Source organism: Rhizobium sp. 3T7 (assembly GCF_020166565.1).
GTDB lineage: Bacteria > Pseudomonadota > Alphaproteobacteria > Rhizobiales > Rhizobiaceae > Rhizobium.
The window spans coordinates 393,631-411,612 of the sequence record NZ_JAIQXS010000001.1 but is presented as its reverse complement, the minus strand read 5'-3'; the positions used below and the strand labels follow the sequence as shown (position 1 = coordinate 411,612).

At 61.7% G+C, this 17,982-nt stretch carries 9 protein-coding genes and 1 pseudogene; 3 read left to right on the top strand and 7 right to left on the bottom strand.

The features are described from left to right. Window positions 1–50 precede the first annotated feature (50 nt). Window positions 51–6,545, top strand: coding sequence for a hypothetical protein (locus K9B32_RS02025; protein WP_224560230.1), 6,495 nt, complete (start codon window positions 51–53; stop codon window positions 6,543–6,545). A 148-nt stretch (window positions 6,546–6,693) separates the two neighbouring features. On the opposite strand, the gene K9B32_RS02020 is transcribed toward K9B32_RS02025, so the two are convergent. The 5 genes from K9B32_RS02020 to K9B32_RS02000 all read right to left on the bottom strand — a co-directional run bounded on the left by K9B32_RS02020 (window position 6,694) and on the right by K9B32_RS02000 (window position 12,187). Further along, window positions 6,694–8,009, bottom strand: a protein-coding gene (locus K9B32_RS02020; protein ID WP_224560229.1) for an IS1182 family transposase whose coding sequence is annotated in 2 segments (ribosomal slippage) — window positions 6,694–6,752 and window positions 6,752–8,009 — 1,317 coding nt in all. Because the reading frame shifts where the segments join, the coding sequence is not laid out codon by codon here. Between the two features lie 142 nt (window positions 8,010–8,151). Then, window positions 8,152–8,760 carry an ABC-type transport auxiliary lipoprotein family protein gene (locus K9B32_RS02015; protein WP_224560228.1) on the bottom strand — a complete coding sequence of 203 codons (609 nt, stop codon included), beginning with the start codon at window positions 8,758–8,760 and terminating at the stop codon, window positions 8,152–8,154. Between the two features lie 22 nt (window positions 8,761–8,782). Continuing rightward, a complete protein-coding gene (locus K9B32_RS02010) occupies window positions 8,783–10,153 on the bottom strand; it encodes an MCE family protein (protein ID WP_224560227.1) in 1,371 nt (456 codons plus the stop codon). 9 nt (window positions 10,154–10,162) lie between these two features. Beyond that, window positions 10,163–11,008, bottom strand: coding sequence for an ABC transporter ATP-binding protein (locus K9B32_RS02005; protein ID WP_224560226.1), 846 nt, complete (start codon window positions 11,006–11,008; stop codon window positions 10,163–10,165). A gap of 9 nt (window positions 11,009–11,017) precedes the next feature. Next, a complete protein-coding gene (locus tag K9B32_RS02000) occupies window positions 11,018–12,187 on the bottom strand; it encodes an MlaE family lipid ABC transporter permease subunit (RefSeq protein WP_224560225.1) in 1,170 nt (389 codons plus the stop codon). 99 nt (window positions 12,188–12,286) lie between these two features. Here K9B32_RS02000 and dgcA point away from each other — a divergent pair. Continuing rightward, window positions 12,287–13,269: pseudogene (gene dgcA / locus K9B32_RS01995) on the top strand (N-acetyl-D-Glu racemase DgcA). On the opposite strand, the gene K9B32_RS01990 reads toward dgcA, so the two are convergent. Next, window positions 13,221–14,441, bottom strand: a complete 1,221-nt coding sequence (locus tag K9B32_RS01990) for an MFS transporter (RefSeq protein ID WP_224560224.1) — start codon at window positions 14,439–14,441, stop codon at window positions 13,221–13,223. The pseudogene dgcA and the gene K9B32_RS01990 overlap by 49 nt on opposite strands. Before the next feature lie 160 nt (window positions 14,442–14,601). After that, on the bottom strand, window positions 14,602–15,408 hold the full coding sequence (locus K9B32_RS01985; protein ID WP_224560356.1) for a UDP-2,3-diacylglucosamine diphosphatase: 807 nt from the start codon (window positions 15,406–15,408) through the stop codon (window positions 14,602–14,604). Between the two features lie 246 nt (window positions 15,409–15,654). Between K9B32_RS01985 and K9B32_RS01980 the strand changes: the two genes are divergently transcribed. Beyond that, on the top strand, window positions 15,655–17,967 hold the full coding sequence (locus K9B32_RS01980; RefSeq protein WP_224560223.1) for an NADP-dependent malic enzyme: 2,313 nt from the start codon (window positions 15,655–15,657) through the stop codon (window positions 17,965–17,967). Window positions 17,968–17,982: the final 15 nt, after the last annotated feature.

Genomic DNA, 17,982 nt, shown 5'->3' with positions numbered 1-17,982 from the left:
AGCCCGGATGCGTTGTTGAACCGGCTGGGATGTAACGAGGCGTAACGTAAATGGCGAACAACAAGTACAACGAGTCGATCGAGGACAAGGCGTTCAAGGCGTTGGACGAAGCGCTCCAGATCGACTTCGCAGAAGACGATACGCTGTCTCGCAACGGCAAGACCGACGCCCCGGAGGCCAAATTGTCCGAAACACCAAGTGCCCGCAGTCAGCAAGCCTCCAAGGAAGCCAAGCGCGCGCGCCCTGCCAACACGCCTCGCCAACCCGAACAGCCGTCCCGTGCGCCGTCCTTCGCCGCCAATGACGCCAACCGCGTATCTCCAGCTTCGCTGCTGAAGTCCTTGGAGAACGGATCCAGCCGATCAGCTATCCGCAACGCAACCATCGTGTCGCTTCTCTGGATCGTCGCAGGGCTTGGCCTGATGGCCCTGCTCTATTCGCCCCAGATCTGGCAGATCCGCTCCCTGGCCGATCTTCTGGCGCTTCCGGGCGTCATCGCCGGCTTCATCGGCATCATCGTGCCGGTGCTGCTGTTTTATGCCTTTGCCGTCATGATGGCCCGTGCCCAGGACATGCGCAACGCAGCACGCTCCATGGCCGAGGTGGCACTTCGCCTATCTGAACCGGAGACTGTCGCTTCCGAACGCATCATGACCGTCGGCCAGGCCGTTCGCCGCGAAGTCTCGGCGATGAACGAAGGCATCGAGCGTACGATCGCGCGCGCTTCGGAGCTTGAGACCCTGGTCCATTCCGAGGTCAACGCGCTCGAGCGCAGTTACGCCGACAATGAATTGCGCGTGCGCGGCCTCGTGCACGAGCTTGGCTCGGAGCGCGAAGCGATCGTCAACCACGCCGAGCGTATCCGCACGTCCATCGCCGGCGTGCACGACCAGCTCAAGGAAGACTTGTCGCTAGCGACGGAAGAAATCGCTGTACGCCTGGCAACCTCGGGCGAAGCTTTCGCCTCGATGATCGACACGCGCGCGGCCGCCATCACCGAAAAGTCGGAGTCGGCGATCCAGTCGCTCGGCACGCTTCTTGCTGCAAAGACGGATTCGCTGCTGCAAACGCTGACGTCCTCAGGATTCGCGCTCACCAACGAATTCGATACGCGGCTGGATTCACTCACGTCGAGCCTCAGCGAACACGGAGATCAGATCCTTCGGCAGTTCGAGACGCGTGCGTCGACGATGGACAGCAACGCCGAGAAGCTCAACGCCGCGCTGAACGACCGCGCCCGTCAGCTGAACGAGATCCTGATCGCCCGCACCCGCGAGATCAACGAGAGCCTGACCGGGGGCGAACGCACGATCAGTACCACGCTGGACGACGTTCTCTCCAAGCTCAACAGCGCGCTTGACGAGAAGGGCTCTAGCTTCCGCCAGAGCCTGCAGTCGAGCGTCGACGACACCATCATGGACCTCGATCTGCGCTCCGGCTTTTTTGACGAGAGGCTGCAGGCAACCGTCGCGCAGCTCTCGACCTCGTTCGATGAGCGCGTCGCGGAATTCGCCAATGCCTTCGACAAGCGCGCCGGCTCGCTCGACACCAAGCTCATGGAGAGCCTCAACCGCATCAACGACACGATGACCGGCGGTTCAGACTCGCTGAACGGCATCCTGAGTTCGAGCATCGAGCGCCTTGGCGCGTCGCTCACCGACCAGTCCTTCGCACTGGCCACCGCCCTCGCCACCAGTCAGGAAGTTATGGAAAGCTCGCTGGCGGGCAAGGTTTCCGAGGTCACCGAGGCCATCCATACGCAAACGACGGGTATGACGTCGGCGCTCAGCCATGCCACTTCCGAGATCTCGCTGGCGCTCGCCTCGGGTACGTCGGAACTGCACAACAATCTCGCCGCACGCGCGACGGAATTCCGCGACACGTTGCTGTCTACGACCTCCGATCTAAGCTCTGCGGTCTCCGCGGGAACCGAGCAGATCACCTCGGCCTTTGGCCGTGCCGACGAACTGAATGCGATGATCTCCAGGCGAGCGGCCGATATCACGCAGGCGCTCGACTCCGCGCATGAGCGGATCGACGGCGTGATGGCCGATCGCGGCGGTGCGCTGACTGCTGCCCTCGCCGACAACCAGGACCGTTTCGAGAGCACGCTTGCAAGCCGCTCGGAAGCAATCATCAGCGCGGTCTCCGGCAGCCATGAGCGGCTTGCCGACACGCTCGACGACAAGGCAATGACGCTGGCCATTTCGCTCGATGAGAGCCAGAACCGCTTCGAGGATACGATTGCCAAGCGTGCCGAAGCGATTGCCGCTTCGATCGCCAGCGGCCACGAGAAGCTTGCCGACACTCTTGATGACAAGGCAATGGCACTCGCAATTTCCCTCAATGAGGGGCAGGCCCGCCTTGCCGATACCTTAGGCCTTCATGTCGACGCAGTCGCAAACCAGCTCGCCGGCAGCCACGAAAAGCTCAGCGAAGTGCTTGACGACAAGACGGTGGCGCTCGCCATTTCGCTCAATGAAGGCCAAACGCGGCTTGCCGATACCCTTGGCCATCATGCCGAGACGATCGCGAACCAGATCGTCGGCGGCCACGAGAAGCTCACAGAGGCTCTCGACGATCGGGCCATGGCACTTGCCATTTCCCTCAACGAAAGCCAGACCCGTCTCGAAGACACGCTCGGCCACCACGCCGAAACGATCAGCAACTCGCTTGCCGGCGGACATGACCGGATCACCGAGGCGCTCGACGACCGCGTCATGGCGCTCGCCGTATCCTTGAACGAAGGCCATAGCCGCATCGAAAATGCGCTTGCCCGCCGCGTCGATACCATCGCGAATTCGATTGCCACGGTTCAGGACCGTCTTTCGGACACGCTCGACGAGAAGGCGATGGCGCTCGCTATCTCCTTCAGCGAAAGCCAGAGCCGCTTTGACGACGCGCTGGAAGCGCGCACCAACGCGTTGCTCGACACGGTGGCCGGAGCCGAATCCCGCGTTGCCGGGGCCCTCGTCGACAAGTCGGATGCAATTCGCAGCGCCTACACGGAGAGCCAGGAACGCCTCGAGCGTTCGCTGAGTGACCACGCATCGACGCTTGCTGGCACGCTCTCGAGCGGTGGAGACCGCATCGAGCAGCTGACCGGCAACGCCGCTGCCCGCATCGAGTCCAGCCTGAGCAATGCGCATCAGCGACTGGAGACATTGCACGGCGATGCTGCATCCCGCATCGAAGGCGGCCTTGCCGCGGCGCATGATCGCTTCGAAGCGCTGACCGGCAATGCGGCCACACGCATCGAAAGTGGTCTGGACTCGGCTCACGAACGCATCCGTGCGACGCTGACCGATCGCGAACAGGCGATCAATCTCGCGCTCAGCGACGCTCACGCCCGTATCAGTGACACGCTTTCCGACCAGGCAACAACAATCGGAGCGTCGATCGCCACCAGCGTCGGCATGTTGGAAATGTCGCTGGAAGACCACGAGGTCTCGCTTCGCCAGACGATCGACAACAGCGGCCGCGCTCTCGAAGACCGCCTACGTGACAGCACCGGCCATATTGCCGGCCGCTTCCAGGAGGCTGCAGGCGAGATCTCACGCTCGGCAGAAACCTTTTCCTCGCAGCTCGACCAGTCGATCGAAGGCATGACCGGTCGCTTTGCGGAAACCGGGTCGCGTGTCGAGGCCGGCCTTGCCGCCCTCGAAAACCGCATTCGTGACGGCGTCGGCGGCGTAGCCGAGCAGGTCGACGCCGCTGGCGGTCGCCTCTCCAACACTTTGTCCGACGGTATTTCGCGCCTTGGGACGCTCGGCGAAGAGGCTACGGGTCGCATCGCGGCAGCGCTCGACCACAGCGCCGCAAAGTTTGCGGAGACGATCGATGGCCGCACGGCCAATCTGACTTCGGGCATTGACACCCGCACAGCGAGCATTGGCGAGGCAATGGAGCGTGGCAGCGCCCGCATCGAGGAGCGCCTGTCGACGATGGACCGCGCTCTGACCGTTGGTCTCGATGCAGTCAATCGCACGATTGAAGGCAAGGCTGCCGGCCTCGCCGCTTCGCTGCGCAGCGCCGTCGCCGAGACAACGCAGGGCATGGACGACGAAGCGACCCGCGCCGCCGAAAACCTCGGGCGTACCGGACAGCAGTTTGCCGAAGGCCTCGAGGCCAAGAGCAACGAGTTCAGCCGTGCAATCGAGGAGCGGTCCGAACAGATCGTCGGTCGCGTTTCCGAGGCACAGAACCGCCTCGCCGGCCAGGCAGCGGCCGTCGCTCAAACCTTCTCGGAGGCAGGCAACGCAATTATCAACAAGGTCGCGGAGGCGGAAACCCTGGTCAGCGGTCAGGTTGGTGCCATTTCCCGCGCCCTTGGCGACGCCCAGGCGACCTTCGAAAGTCATGGCGCGGGCATCCGCACGACGATTTCCGATGCAAGCCAGGAAATCACCTCGACCATGGCAGAGGTCGAACGTGCTCTAGAAGCTCGCGGCAATGCCATCCGTTCAAGCATCGAGGACCGCACACGCGAAATCGACTCGACGCTGACCGATGTCGATAAGGCGCTCGAAGCGCGCGGCAGTGCAATCCGCACGACGCTCGACGACCGGACCCGCGAACTCAATTCGATGCTTGCCGGCCGCTCGACAGAGCTGTCGCGCATTCTCGACGAAACGGCACGGCCGCTGATCGACCGTTATGCCGAGGCTGGCAAAGACGCCGCCGCGCGCATCACGGCGGCGACCGAGCGCAGCACCGAACGCCTGCGCAGTGAGAACGAGGCTCTGATCAGCGCGATCGCCGCACGCACAGAGAGCGCATCCTCGGCCGTCGACGCGATGGAGAACAGCCTGCTTGCCAACGTCAACAAGCTGATCGAACGCCTGTCGGATAACAGCTCCGCCATGGGCCAGATGATGAGCCGTGCGGCCGAAGATCTGGCGGCGGTCGATGGTCGCCTCGGCGATACGACGTCGCGCTTCACCGAGTCCGCATCGAAGGCCGCCGAAATGGTTTCCGCCTCGACCCGCCTGCTCGAAGGCAAGGTCGATCGCCTGTCCGATATTTCCGGCCAGACGCTTGCCCAGGTCGGCGGCATCATCGGGCGGTTCGACGAGCATTCAAAGGTGCTCAGCCAGGCATCCGGTCTGCTTGCCGCGGCTCAATCGAACCTTGTCTCGACGCTTGAGGATCGCGAAACCGCACTGCAGAATCTTTCCGTTGGCCTCGTCCAGCGCTCGGAGGAGATCGAAAAGACCATGCGTTCGCTGGGAGGCATGGTCGAATCCGCCTTCGACCGCGCCGAGCAGCGCTCCAACCAGGTCAGCGGTACGCTGCGCGAAAGCGTGCAGTCCTCGTTCTCCGACATCGGCCGGGTTCTTTCCGAAACCGAAAAGCGTGCAGAGGAAGCGGCCGCGACCATGCGCGCCGCGCTCGTCAAGGCCGGAGAAGAGGCCAACGCGACAATCGACGGTGCTTTCGGCAATGCGGAGCGTCGATCCGGCGAGCTCTCCAACCGCTTGCGCGGTGGCCTGACAGCATCTCTGTCGGACGTGGAGCGTATGCTGGGCGAGGCAGGTCGCGCATCCGACGGCGCCGCCCAGACCATGCGCGAGTCGCTTCGCGAGGCAGTCGAGGAGGCGGTATCCCGCTTCTCCGGTGCGACCGAGGAGATCCGCCGCTCGGCCGGCGACATCCGCAAGGAACTCGATATGACCCGCAGCGAGCTGAAGCGCGGTGCATTCGACCTTCCCGAGGAAGCCAAGGAGAGCGCCGCTGCCATGCGTCGCGCCGTCGCCGAGCAGATCAAGGCCCTGCAGGATATCTCGCACATCGTTGGCCGTTCGACACAGCAGCTCGAAATCTCCGAACCCGCGCCGCGGGCCATTCCTCAGCCTCAACCCGCGCCACGTCCGGCCCAGCCGGCCATTACCCAGCAGGTACCCCAGCCCACCCCTCCGGCAGCACCCGCCTCGGCACCGGCCGTAACACCCTCGCCGATCGAAAACTTCGGCCTGCGCGGCTCGCTGACGCCTCCGACACCTGCGGCCGCGACGCCGCAGCGGGCGCCCGTTGCCGCCCCGGCTCCAGCCTCGCCTGCAACCGGCGGCTGGATCAGCGACCTCCTGCGCGGAGCATCGCGCGAAGAGGCTGCCGAAGAAGCTCCGGCCAGGCAACCAGCGCCCCGCGCTGAGGCTGCCGCGGCAGCACCGGCCCGCACGACCGATAGCCGCAACCCGCGCCATGTCGTCGAGTCCCTGAACTCGCTTTCGGTGGATATCGCTCGCGCGATCGATCATGATGCGTCGGTCGACCTGTGGCGTCGCTATCAGCGCGGCGAACGGGACGTGTTTACGCGCCGCCTCTACACGCTGAAGGGCCAGCAGACCTTCGACGAGATCAAGCGCAAGTACGATCGCGAGCCGGAGTTCCGCACCGCCGTCGATCGCTACATCACCGACTTCGAGAAGCTGCTTGCCGACGTCTCTCGCGGCGACCGCGACAAGACGATCACGCAGTCCTATCTGACCTCCGATACGGGCAAGGTCTACACGATGCTTGCTCATGCCGCGGGACGACTGAGCTAAGACGCCTAGGCAAAAAAGAAATGGCCGCCCAAAGGCGGCCATCAGACTGCTGACAAACCCGTCGATATTTTCGGCGGGTTTTGTTTTTTGGAGGTTGGTTGTTTTAAGTTGGGTTCTGAGGCGGGGCGAAGTTGGCGACCTCTGGCCCTCATGCCATGGCTGGTCTGGGTGGCTTGGTGAGCGCCATGGCGATCTTCTTGATGTTTGGGCGGCTGCAGCCAGCAGGCACTGGCATGCGACGCGGGTGAGACTTCGAAAGCGGGCATAGCGGTGGCCGTGAAGCTGCTTGGCATCGGCAAAGGAGCGCTCGACCGTCTCCTTGCGACGCTTATAGATTGCCTTGCCCCAAGGCGTCAGTCGATGGGCATCGGTGCGCTCGCGGGCGTCGGCCCAGACATGGCGGGTGATGGTGCGCACTGCCTTGGTGTTTGATGTGCAGGAGGCGAGCAGCGGACAGGTTTGGCAGATCGCCGGGTCGGATGTGTAGTGCCGATAGCCATGGCGGTCGGTGGTGGTATAGGCGAGCAACTGCCCCTCGGGGCAGCGATAACCGTCCGTCTCAGGCTCGTAGACGAACTTGGACTTGCGCATCATGCCATCCAGCCCCTTGGCGATGCCGGATGTGGCATAGCCGGCATCCAGGCCAACCGCGCCGACCTCGAAGCCAAACCGCTCACGCTGGCGGTCGAGCCGGTCGAGATAGACGATACTGTCATGCACATTGGCGGGCGTCACATGGGTGTCGGTGATGATCGCAAGCTTGCCATCCACCGTGCGGTGATCGAGGTAGAAGAAGCCCTTCGGCTTGCCGTCGCGCACCATATAGCCGCTGTCGGGATCGGTGCGCGACACCTTCGTTTCCTTCACCTGCGGCTCACGCTCTTTGTCCTTCAGCGGCTTTTGCCCGTGCAGCGTCCGCTCCGCCTCGATCGCCCGGTCGAGATCGGCCCAATAATCGGCCCGCGACTTTTCAATCATCGCAAGATCGTATTTGCCCTTGTTGGCATTCGCCTTCAGATGCGTCGAGTCGGTATAAAGCACCGTGCCATCGACCAGCTGGTGGGCGATCGCCTGGCTGACGATATGATCGAAGATATCCTGCGCCACACGCGTGTCGTTGAAGCGCCGCCGGCGGTTCTGCGACAGCGTCGAGGCGTCAAACACACCATCCGTCAGCTTCAGCCGCAAGAACCAGCGATAGGTGACGTTGACCTCGATCTCGCGCACCAACTGACGTTCCGAGCGTACTCCGAACAGGTAACCGATGAACAGCGCCTTGAACATCAGCGTCGGGTCCAGCGGCGGGCGACCGTTGTCGGCGCAGTAAAGCCCGGCAACACGATCATGGATGAAGGAAAAGTCGATCACCGCATCGATCTTGCGAAGCAGGTGATCCTTCGGAACAAGCTGATCGAGCCTCACCATCTCGAGAGCCGTCTGGCCGGGAGCAGGTTTCTTCAGCATGCCCAAATGAATCATAAACCCCTGGGCGAAGCCAGGGGTTTGTCAGCAGTCTGATGGCCGCCCAAAGGCGGCCATTTTCGTTTCAGGGCACTGTTTATGCTCGCATCCCATTGAAGCGCCACGCCAACCCCGACATGGACGATCAGATCGACTGCAGCGTCCAGTTGACGATCTCGGCCGATACTCCTGCGAACGCGCGATCGAGGCCCTTCACAAGACCATCGTTCGATCCATCGACAGACACCTCTTGTCTGAACACCTTCTGAGCTCTTACAGAACCGTTGCGGTCGTTCAGGATCTTGGCTGAAATCTCCACCACCGCGCGGCTGCCGCCGGTCGTGTCGATCTCGAAGGAGCGGATATCTGTCACGAGCTGATAATCGATCGCAAGCCCCTGGCCGGGGACGCCGACGCCACCGAGCTTGCCGGAGTTCTCATAGGCCTCGACCAGTTTCGCCTGAACCATGCGCGGCAGCTTGTCGCCCCATTGCGCCTTAGAAAGGTACTGTATTTGCGACGGAGCCACCCGAATGACAATCTGCTCGCTGTCGATCGCCTTCAGCGCGGTCGGTTGCTGCACCAGGATCTGCCGGCCCTTTGCCGCCGGTCCACTGCCGGTCGCCGACGCTGAGAGATCGTAAGTGTCGTTCTTCGCAGTCGTCCCACAGCCCGCAAGGCCTGCCAATAGCGGCAACGCGATCGCGGCTATCAATACCCACGAACGGCGCTGCAACACATCCGATACGGCCATATGCGCTCCCCTAATATCCCTGTTAACGCCGCGTCCGGCCGTCATATTGCTTTACAGTATCCCCGCCGAAGATCAGCCGCTGCGGATTGCGGTCGAAATCGCTGATCGCATTACTAAGGTTTTGCACGGTGGAGCGCGTGTCGTTGATGAGCGACTGCATGTCGCGCAGCCCACCGCTGGAAAATTTCTGCAGATTGTCGGCAATCGGGCCAATCCGCGAGTTGAGGTTGTCGGCAACCTTCTTGAACGAGGTAAGCGTGTCACGCGCCTGCGCAAAAAGCGACTGCGTATTATCTGTCCCGAGCAGTGCATCCAGCTTGATCAGAATACCGTCGACGCGGGTGGACGCCGAGTTCAGCTTGTTCGCCATCTGCGAAACGTCCTGGATAGTCTGATCAATGTCCTTTTGCCGAGCCGAAACGGTGTTCGCGACATCCTTGATCGATGCGACGGCAGCGCGTGCATCTTTCGTCGCCTGCGAGATGTCGTCGACGGATCCCTTGACCTTCGCCGGGTCGATTTGTGCTACCAGTGTGTCCACCCGATCGAGCGTCGCCTGTGCCCTCTTGCCGAGGTCGTTGTAGGTCGTCGCTGTCTCCTGGAACTTCTGGATCGCCCCCTTGAAGTCGCCCGACGCATCGGCGACATCGCGGCTGACCTTCTCGGCATTGCTGAGAATGGTATCGATCTTCTTCGCATCGACGGCCTTCACGAGGGCTTCGATCGCCTCCAGCGTCGAGTCGACACGACCCGAGACCTTGCGAACCGTATCGGACAGTTGCCCGACACTTTGTAGGAATGAATCAATGTTGCCGGAGTTCTTTGCTAACGCGTCGGAGAACGTCTCGGCGTTCTGTAATGTCTTCGTCAGCGGCCCACGCGCGTCCTTCACAAACCCCTGAACCTGCCCGATGGCATCGTTGGCGCGGTCGAGAATCTTGTCCGCCGTCGCCAAAAGGTTCGTGACACTCGATTGATCCGCGACGATCACCGCTCGCTTTCCGGTGTCGAGCGATTGCTGAAGAATATTCTTTTCGCCGATCTTGCCGCCCGACAATTCGATGTAGGCCGCACCCGTCAAGCCCTGGATTTCAAGGATCGCTTTCGTCGACGGATAGATCGGTGCATCGACCCGCACCTCCGTGAACGCCAGCGAAAAACTTGGATCGTCCGCATCAATCGACAGCGATTTGACCGAACCCACCTGAATACCGTTAAACCGCACAGGCGAGCCGACGCTCAATCCGTTCGCGGAGCCCGGAATGCGGACGATCAGCTCAGCCATGGGCCCGCCACGCCCATATTCGGCCATCCAGTAGACGAAGCCGAACGCTGCCGCGATAACGAGCACCGTGAAAAAGCCGACAATCGTGTAGTTCGCTTTTGTTTCCATCGTATCCGCTCACTTCCCGCGGCTATCTTGCGCCAGGCTGTCGTCGCCGGAATGGCCGTTCTGGGGCACGATCGAACGCGCCCGCTTGCCCTTGAAATAAGCCTGAACCCACGGATCATCGAAGGTCAGCATGTCGTCGATCGTTCCCTCGACCAATACCCGCTTCTTGCCAAGCACGGCAATGCGGTCGCAGACGGAGAAGAGGCTGTCGAGGTCGTGGGTGACCATGTAGACGGTCAGACCGAGTGTGTCCCTAAGCCTCGCGATGAGCTCATCGAACTCCGCTGCCCCGATCGGATCGAGGCCCGAGGTCGGCTCGTCGAGGAACACCAGTTCCGGGTCGAGCGACAGGGCGCGCGCCAGCGCCGCGCGCTTGATCATGCCGCCCGAAAGCTCCGACGGGTATTTGTCGGCGGCATCCGCCGCGAGCCCGACCAGCCGGATCTTGAGTTGAGCCAGTTCGTCCATTAGCGATTGGGGCAGGTCCAGATACTCACGCATCGGCACCTGGATATTCTCCTTCACCGTGAGCGAGGAGAATAGCGCGCCTTGCTGGAAAAGCACACCGAGCCGCATGTCGAGCGCATTGCGCTGCGGCTCGTCCAGTTCATCGAAGTCCTGACCGAGGATCTTGATATTACCCGAGCGGCGCGGCAGCAACCGAAGCACTGTCCGCATCAGGACCGACTTGCCTGTTCCCGACGCGCCGACAAAACCGAGGATTTCGCCGCGATAGATATCGAGGTTCAGATTATCGAGAACGACCTTCGACCCGAAACCCACGGTCACGCCGCGCGCAGACAGCACGACATCCCGTCCTTGATCGTTTCTGGTCTCTGTCTGCTGTCCGTCCACGTACGATCCCTAGAAATTGATGGCCGCATAGAACATGGCAAAAAGCCCGTCCATGAGGATAACGACGAAAATCGCCTTCACCACCGACGCGGTCACGTGCTGGCCAAGCGACTCAGCACTGCCGCCTACCTTTAAGCCTTCAACCGCCGCAACGATACCGATAACCAGCGCCATGAATGGCGCCTTGATCATCCCGGACAAGACCGTCGATAGCGTGATCGCTTCATGCAGGCGTGCGATGAAATTCGCGAAGGTGATGCCGGAATAAGCCCAAGCGACCACGGCTGCGCCGGCGAGCGAAGCAAAGTTCGCAATCACAGTCAGCAGCGGCAATGCGACGGTCAGGGCAACCAGGCGCGGGAAGATGAGCACCCCAACAGGATTGAGCCCCATCACCTTCAGCGCATCGACCTCCTCGCGCATCTTCATCGAGCCGATCTCGGCGGTGATGGCGCTGCCGGACCGGCCGGCGATCATAATTGCCGTCAGAAGCACGCCAATTTCGCGAAGCTGCAGGATGCCGACGAGGTCGACGACGAAGACTTCGGCGCCGAAATAGCGGAGCTGAAAGGCGCCCTGTTGCGCAATGATCGCGCCGATCAGGAACGACATCAGCAATATGATCGGTACCGCGCGTACACCCATATGGTCGATCTGGTTGACGATCGACGCCGGCGAGACGCCGCTGCCGCGCCCGAATTTCATCTGCGCGCCGCGCACAGCGGACCCTAGGATATACATGGCGGCGGCGAGATTGTTCCAGATATCGAAGGTGATCTTGCCGATCGGGGCGAAGATCTTTTCCTGCCAGGTTGCCTTTTGCTGAGGTTCCTGCTCCCCCTGCGGGGGCTCCTCGGAAAACTCGGCAATCATTTCGTCGATATGCGAGTTGCTGCCTTCGAAGTGCACGGTGCCGCCGGCGCCCTCTACCTGCTTCTTCAGGCGGCAGAGCAACCAGACACCCGCCGTGTCGATATCCGTCACGCCTGACAGGTCGAGGGTCACCTCGCCTCTTCGACCGGCAGTGAGCTTCTCGAAGTCGCGCAGAACGAGGTGCAGATTAGCGCTTCGCCAATTTCCCTCGAGCTGAACGTGCTGGCCCGAACCATCGGCGTGATCGTCCACATGCAGAGAGGCAGCGCTACGGGTTTCCGACTTCAAAACGCTTGTGTCTTTCAAGGCTTACGGCGACATTGCCGACTCGCGAACTAACGGTTCGCCGCTTCGGATCAATATACCCAAGCCACACCAAATTTCCATGCGCGCAGGATTGCAAATATGCCACGGTCACTTGAAATTCAGACGGAATCCTTTCCCATATCAGGCACATTCACGATCTCGCGCGGCGCCAAGACATCGGCGGAGGTGATCCTGTGCACCATACGCGACGGCGGCGCGGTCGGTCGGGGCGAGTGCGTTCCCTATCGCCGCTATGGAGAGACGCTGGAAAGTGTCGCCGCTCAGATCGAAGCTGTAAGGCCACTAATCGAAGGTGGCCTGACTCGCCCGGAACTGCAGCGCGCAATGCCCCCGGGAGCCGCGCGCAACGCACTCGATTGCGCCCTTTGGGATCTGGAAGCCAAGCGCTCCGGCAACTCGGTCGTCGCTGCACTGCGTCTTGCAGCGCCACAGCGGTTGACGACAGCCCCACGATATCGCTCGGCGAACCCGATGTCATGGCCGCCCAGGCGCGTGCAAACGCCGATCGCGCCTTGCTGAAGGTCAAGGTGGGCACCGGCGACGATGAGAGCCGTATCCGCGCCGTTCGTCTTGCCGCACCCGATGCGGCCATCATTCTCGATGCCAACGAGGGCTGGCCGGAAGACACGCTGGAGCATCATCTCCGTGTCGCAGCCGAAGCTGGCATAGCCCTCGTCGAACAGCCGTTGCCGGCCGGCAAGGATGAGCTCCTCGCCGAAATCCGCCGCCCGCTGCTCGTTTGCGCCGACGAAAGTGTCCACCACACCGGCGACCTCGCAAGCCTTCGCGATCGCTATGACGCGATCAACATCAAGCTCGACAAGACAGGCGGACTCACCGAGGCGTTGGCAATGAAGAAAGAGGCGCAGCGCCTTGATTTCGAAATCATGGTCGGCTGCATGGTCGGCACATCGCTGGCGATGGCGCCGGCTGTACTGCTGGCGCAGGGCGTCGATTTCGTCGATCTCGACGGACCGCTGCTGCTTGCGCGCGACCGTGAACCCGGTCTGCGCTACGCCGCCTCTCTTGTCTGGCCGCCGGACGCCGCGCTTTGGGGCTGAAGATAGTAGGCGACGATGACAAGGCCTAGCCCGGCCAGCGCCACCAGCGCCATCACATAATAGCTTGCGAGCCCGAGCAAGGCGTAGACGTAGCCGGAAGCAATCGTCATCAGCCCCATGAACATGCCGTTGTAGAAGAAATAGGCGCCCTGCGCCGACGACTCCTGGGTCTCTTGCACGCAGGCCACGATCCGCCGTTGGACGCCCGTGTGCACGAAGGCATAGGTGCAGGAATGCATGCACTGGAGCAGAAAGAAACCCCAAAATCCCCAATGCATCGGAAACAGGATCCAGCGACAGACGCTGACCGCCGCCCCAAATCGAATGAGCGTCCAGGCACTGAATCGACGGCTGAGCCGCCGGGACAGAAAGAACACGGTCACCTCCGCAGCGACGCCGGCGCTCCACAGGACCGCGATCTGTGTGCCGGAGAAGCCGAGATCGCGCCAGTAGAGCGACGCGAAGGCCTGCAGAACCGCGTGGCTCGACTGCTGGATCGCGACGCCGATCAGCAAGGCCAGCAAATGCGGCTGTCGCAGCGAACTTCCTGTCGCAGCCGAGATATCGACGGGTGTGCCACGCCGGCGCGTCGGGCCTATCCGCGGGCAATAGATCGCCATCACCACGGTCATTATGAAGCCGAACGTCATCACAGGGAGCACCATCTCGCCACCCCAATAGCCGATCAGTTCCCCGCCGATCAGGGTGGAAACGATAAACGCGATCGAGCCCCAGACCCTCATCGAGCCATAATCCAGACCCCAGCGCCGGACGCCCGAAATCACGATCGATTCGACGACCGGGACGTAGCAGGCGAAGGTCGCTCCCTGGATCGTATAGACGATCAGCACCGGCCAGAATGTGTTCGTCCAGTAGAGCGCGATCGCCGTCAGCAGCGATAGGCAACCTGAAAACAACAGCACATCCGCCCGCTCATTCATCCGGTCGGCATACATCGCGACGATCGGAGCGACGAGGACACGCACGACCATCGGCACGGCTAGGATGACGCCGATCTCATGGTCGTTGAACGCGTGCAGCGCAAGCCACATCGGGAAGAACGGCAAGGCCACGCCATTGACGAGCAAAGGCGCACAGTAGGACAAAGCACTGAGAAGCCGGAAGCGCGGTGGCGCCCCCTCACTTGCTGGAGGATTTTGAGCGGGAATCATGGGGTGACCTGCAGGAAACTGAACGTTGCCTATCACGTCAACCTAAGGGCGACTATGGCAAGAAATTGCCCATCTGAAACGTTTTAGAAAATAAACAGGCCTGTCGCAAAGACACAACGGGCTAAACTGATCCATGGAATTGGGGATCGAAAGGCCGCGTTCAGGCGGCCTGCTGCGCCACGTCCTTTTCGTGATGGCCGATCGCCATCGGGATCGGCTGCATGCCGCTCGTTGCACGCCACTCGATCAATTCAAACGTGCCGTCCTGATGCTCGGCAATCGCCGTGCAGCTTTCGACCCAGTCGCCGGTATTGATGTAACGGATGCCGTCCATTTCCTCCATCACCGCGTGGTGGATATGGCCACAGATCACGCCGTCGGCACCGTGCTTGCGAGCTTCTTCGGCGACGACCCGCTGGAACTCGCCGATGAAGTTGACTGCGTGTTTGACCTGCAGCTTGGCCCATGCGGAAAACGACCAATAGGGCATGCCCATCCGGCGGCGGATGGCTGCCAGGCCGACATTGATCATGATCGCCATGTCGTAGGCCCAGTCGCCGAGATAAGCGAGCAGGCGCGCGTTGCGGACGACGACGTCGAACTCGTCGCCATGCAACACGAGGTATTTCTTGCCGTCGGCCGCCTCATGCATCATCCGCTCAGCAACCTCGATGCCGCCGAAATGGGTGCCCGGAAAATCGCGAAGGAATTCGTCGTGATTGCCCGGGATATAGATGACCCGCGTGCCCTTGCGCGCCTTACGCAGCAGCTTCTGGACCACATCGTTGCAATCCTGCGGCCAGTACCAGCTACGCTTCAACCGCCAGCCGTCGACGATATCGCCGACAAGAAAGATGGTATCCGCCTCGTGATGCTTGAGAAAATCCAGCAGGAAGTCCACCTTCGCGGCCTTAGAGCCGAGATGCACATCGGAAATGAAAAGCGTACGGAAGTGCCGCGTATCCATATTGTCCCTCACAAGCATCCTGCTCATGTCCCATCGTTCACCTGCCCTTCCAAAACCAGAGTCGTGTTTCAGGAAGATGACATGTCGGCGCTACGGTTGATTTTCCCGGTTTCCATCGAGCCTCGCCGCGGCCGCGGCAGATTTGCGCTGTTTTCGCATTTCGAACGGAAATTCCGACTGTTCCGCCACCCCGTTTGATGTATTGAAGGCAGTTCAAAGACAGCATGCGGCAGCCCGGAGGCGATGATGGATCATCAGGAAAAGTCCAAGACGGAAAAGAATCTGGCAGGTGGAAGTCTCGACGAGCAGGCGCTCTACTTCCATCGCTATCCGCGTCCGGGCAAGCTCGAAATCCAGGCCACCAAGCCGCTCGGCAACCAGCGCGACCTGGCACTCGCCTATTCTCCGGGCGTTGCAGCGCCCTGCCTGGCGATCCGCGACAATCCCGAGACGGCCGCCGACTATACGTCTCGCGCAAATCTCGTAGCGGTCATTTCCAACGGTACGGCCGTTCTCGGCCTCGGCAATATCGGCCCGTTGGCATCGAAGCCGGTCATGGAGGGCAAGGCCGTCCTCTTCAAGAAGTTCGCCAACATCGACGTCTTCGACATCGAGGTCGATGCATCGAGCGTCGAGCAGATGGTGTCGACCGTCGCCTCGCTTGAGCCGACCTTCGGCGGCATCAATCTCGAGGACATCAAGGCGCCGGAATGTTTCGAGATCGAGCGTCGGCTGCGTGAAACCATGAAGATCCCGGTCTTCCACGATGACCAGCATGGCACCGCCATCATCGTTGCCGCCGCCATCCTCAATGGTCTGGAACTGGCGGACAAGAAGATCGACGAGGTCAAGATCGTCGCCTCGGGTGCCGGTGCTGCCGCCCTTGCCTGCCTCAATCTCCTCGTCACGCTCGGCGCCAAGCGGGAAAACATCTGGGTCCATGACATCGAGGGCCTCGTCTACGAAGGCCGCACCGAATTGATGGACGAATGGAAGAGCGTCTACGCGCAGAAGAGCGACACACGCACGCTCGCCGAAAACATCGGCGGTGCCGACGTCTTTCTTGGACTTTCCGCCGCCGGCGTGCTGAAGCCGGAACTGCTGGCGCAGATGGCCGAAAACCCGCTGATCATGGCGCTCGCCAACCCGACGCCCGAGATCATGCCCGATCTCGCCCGCGCCGCGCGCCCCGATGCCATGATCTGCACCGGCCGCTCCGACTTCCCGAACCAGGTGAACAACGTTCTCTGCTTCCCCTATATTTTCCGCGGCGCGCTCGATTGCGGCGCAGTGACGATCAACGAAGAGATGAAAATGGCGGCCGTGCGCGCCATTGCAGCACTTGCGCGCGAGGAGCCTTCCGACGTCGCCGCACGCGCCTATTCGGGTGAAACGCCGGTCTTCGGCCCGAACTACCTGATTCCCTCGCCTTTCGACCCCCGCCTGATCCTGCGCATCGCCCCGGCCGTCGCGAAGGCAGCCGCCGAGAGCGGTGTCGCCCTGCGCCCGATCAGCGACTTCGACGCCTACCTCGACCAGCTCAACCGTTTCGTCTTCCGCTCCGGTTTCATCATGAAGCCGATCTTTGCCGCGGCGAAGAATGCCGAGCGCAAGCGGGTGATCTTCTCCGAAGGCGAGGACGAGCGGGTGTTGCGCGCCGCACAGGTCCTGCTGGAAGAAGGAATTGCCAAACCGATCCTGATCGGTCGCCCGCAAGTCATCGAGACTCGCCTAAAGCGCTACGGCCTACGCATTCGTCCATTGGCCGATTTCGATGTCATCAACCCGGAAGACGATCCACGCTTCCGCGAATATGTCGATCTCTACTTCTCGCTCGTTGGACGTCGCGGCGTCATTCCGGAGGCAGCGCGTACCATCGTTCGTACCAACACGACTGTCATCGGCGCCCTGGCCGTGAAGCGGGGTGAGGCAGATGCGCTCATCTGTGGGCTGGAAGGCCGCTACGAGAAACATCTGCGCGACGTTCGCCAGATCATCGGCAAGCGACACGACGTGTGCGACTTCTCGGCGCTCAGCCTGCTGATCTCGCAGCGCGGTGCCACCTTCTTCACCGACACCTACGTCACCTTTAATCCGACTGCGGAAGAGATTGCGGAGTCCACGGTTCTTGCCGCCGAGGAAATCAAGCGCTTCGGCATCACGCCGCGAGCTGCCCTCGTATCCCATTCGAATTTCGGTTCGCGTGAGTCCGAGAGCGCGACGAAGATGCGGGCCGCTCTCAAGCTCGTGCGTGAGGCGGCGCCGGATCTCGAAGTCGACGGCGAAATGCACGGCGAAAGCGCGATCTCCGACGCCCTGCGCAAGCGCGTCATGCCCGACACGACCCTGCACGACGAAGCGAACCTCCTGGTTTTCCCGAACCTCGATGCAGCCAACATCACGCTCGGCGTCGTAAAGTCGATGATCGACGGGTTGCACGTCGGGCCGATCTTGCTCGGTGCAGCCCTGCCCGCGCACATTCTGGCGCCGTCCGTCACTTCCCGCGGCGTGGTCAACATGGCCGCCCTCGCTGTCGTGGAGGCTTCACAGCCGGCGTGATTTGCCGCAGATCGA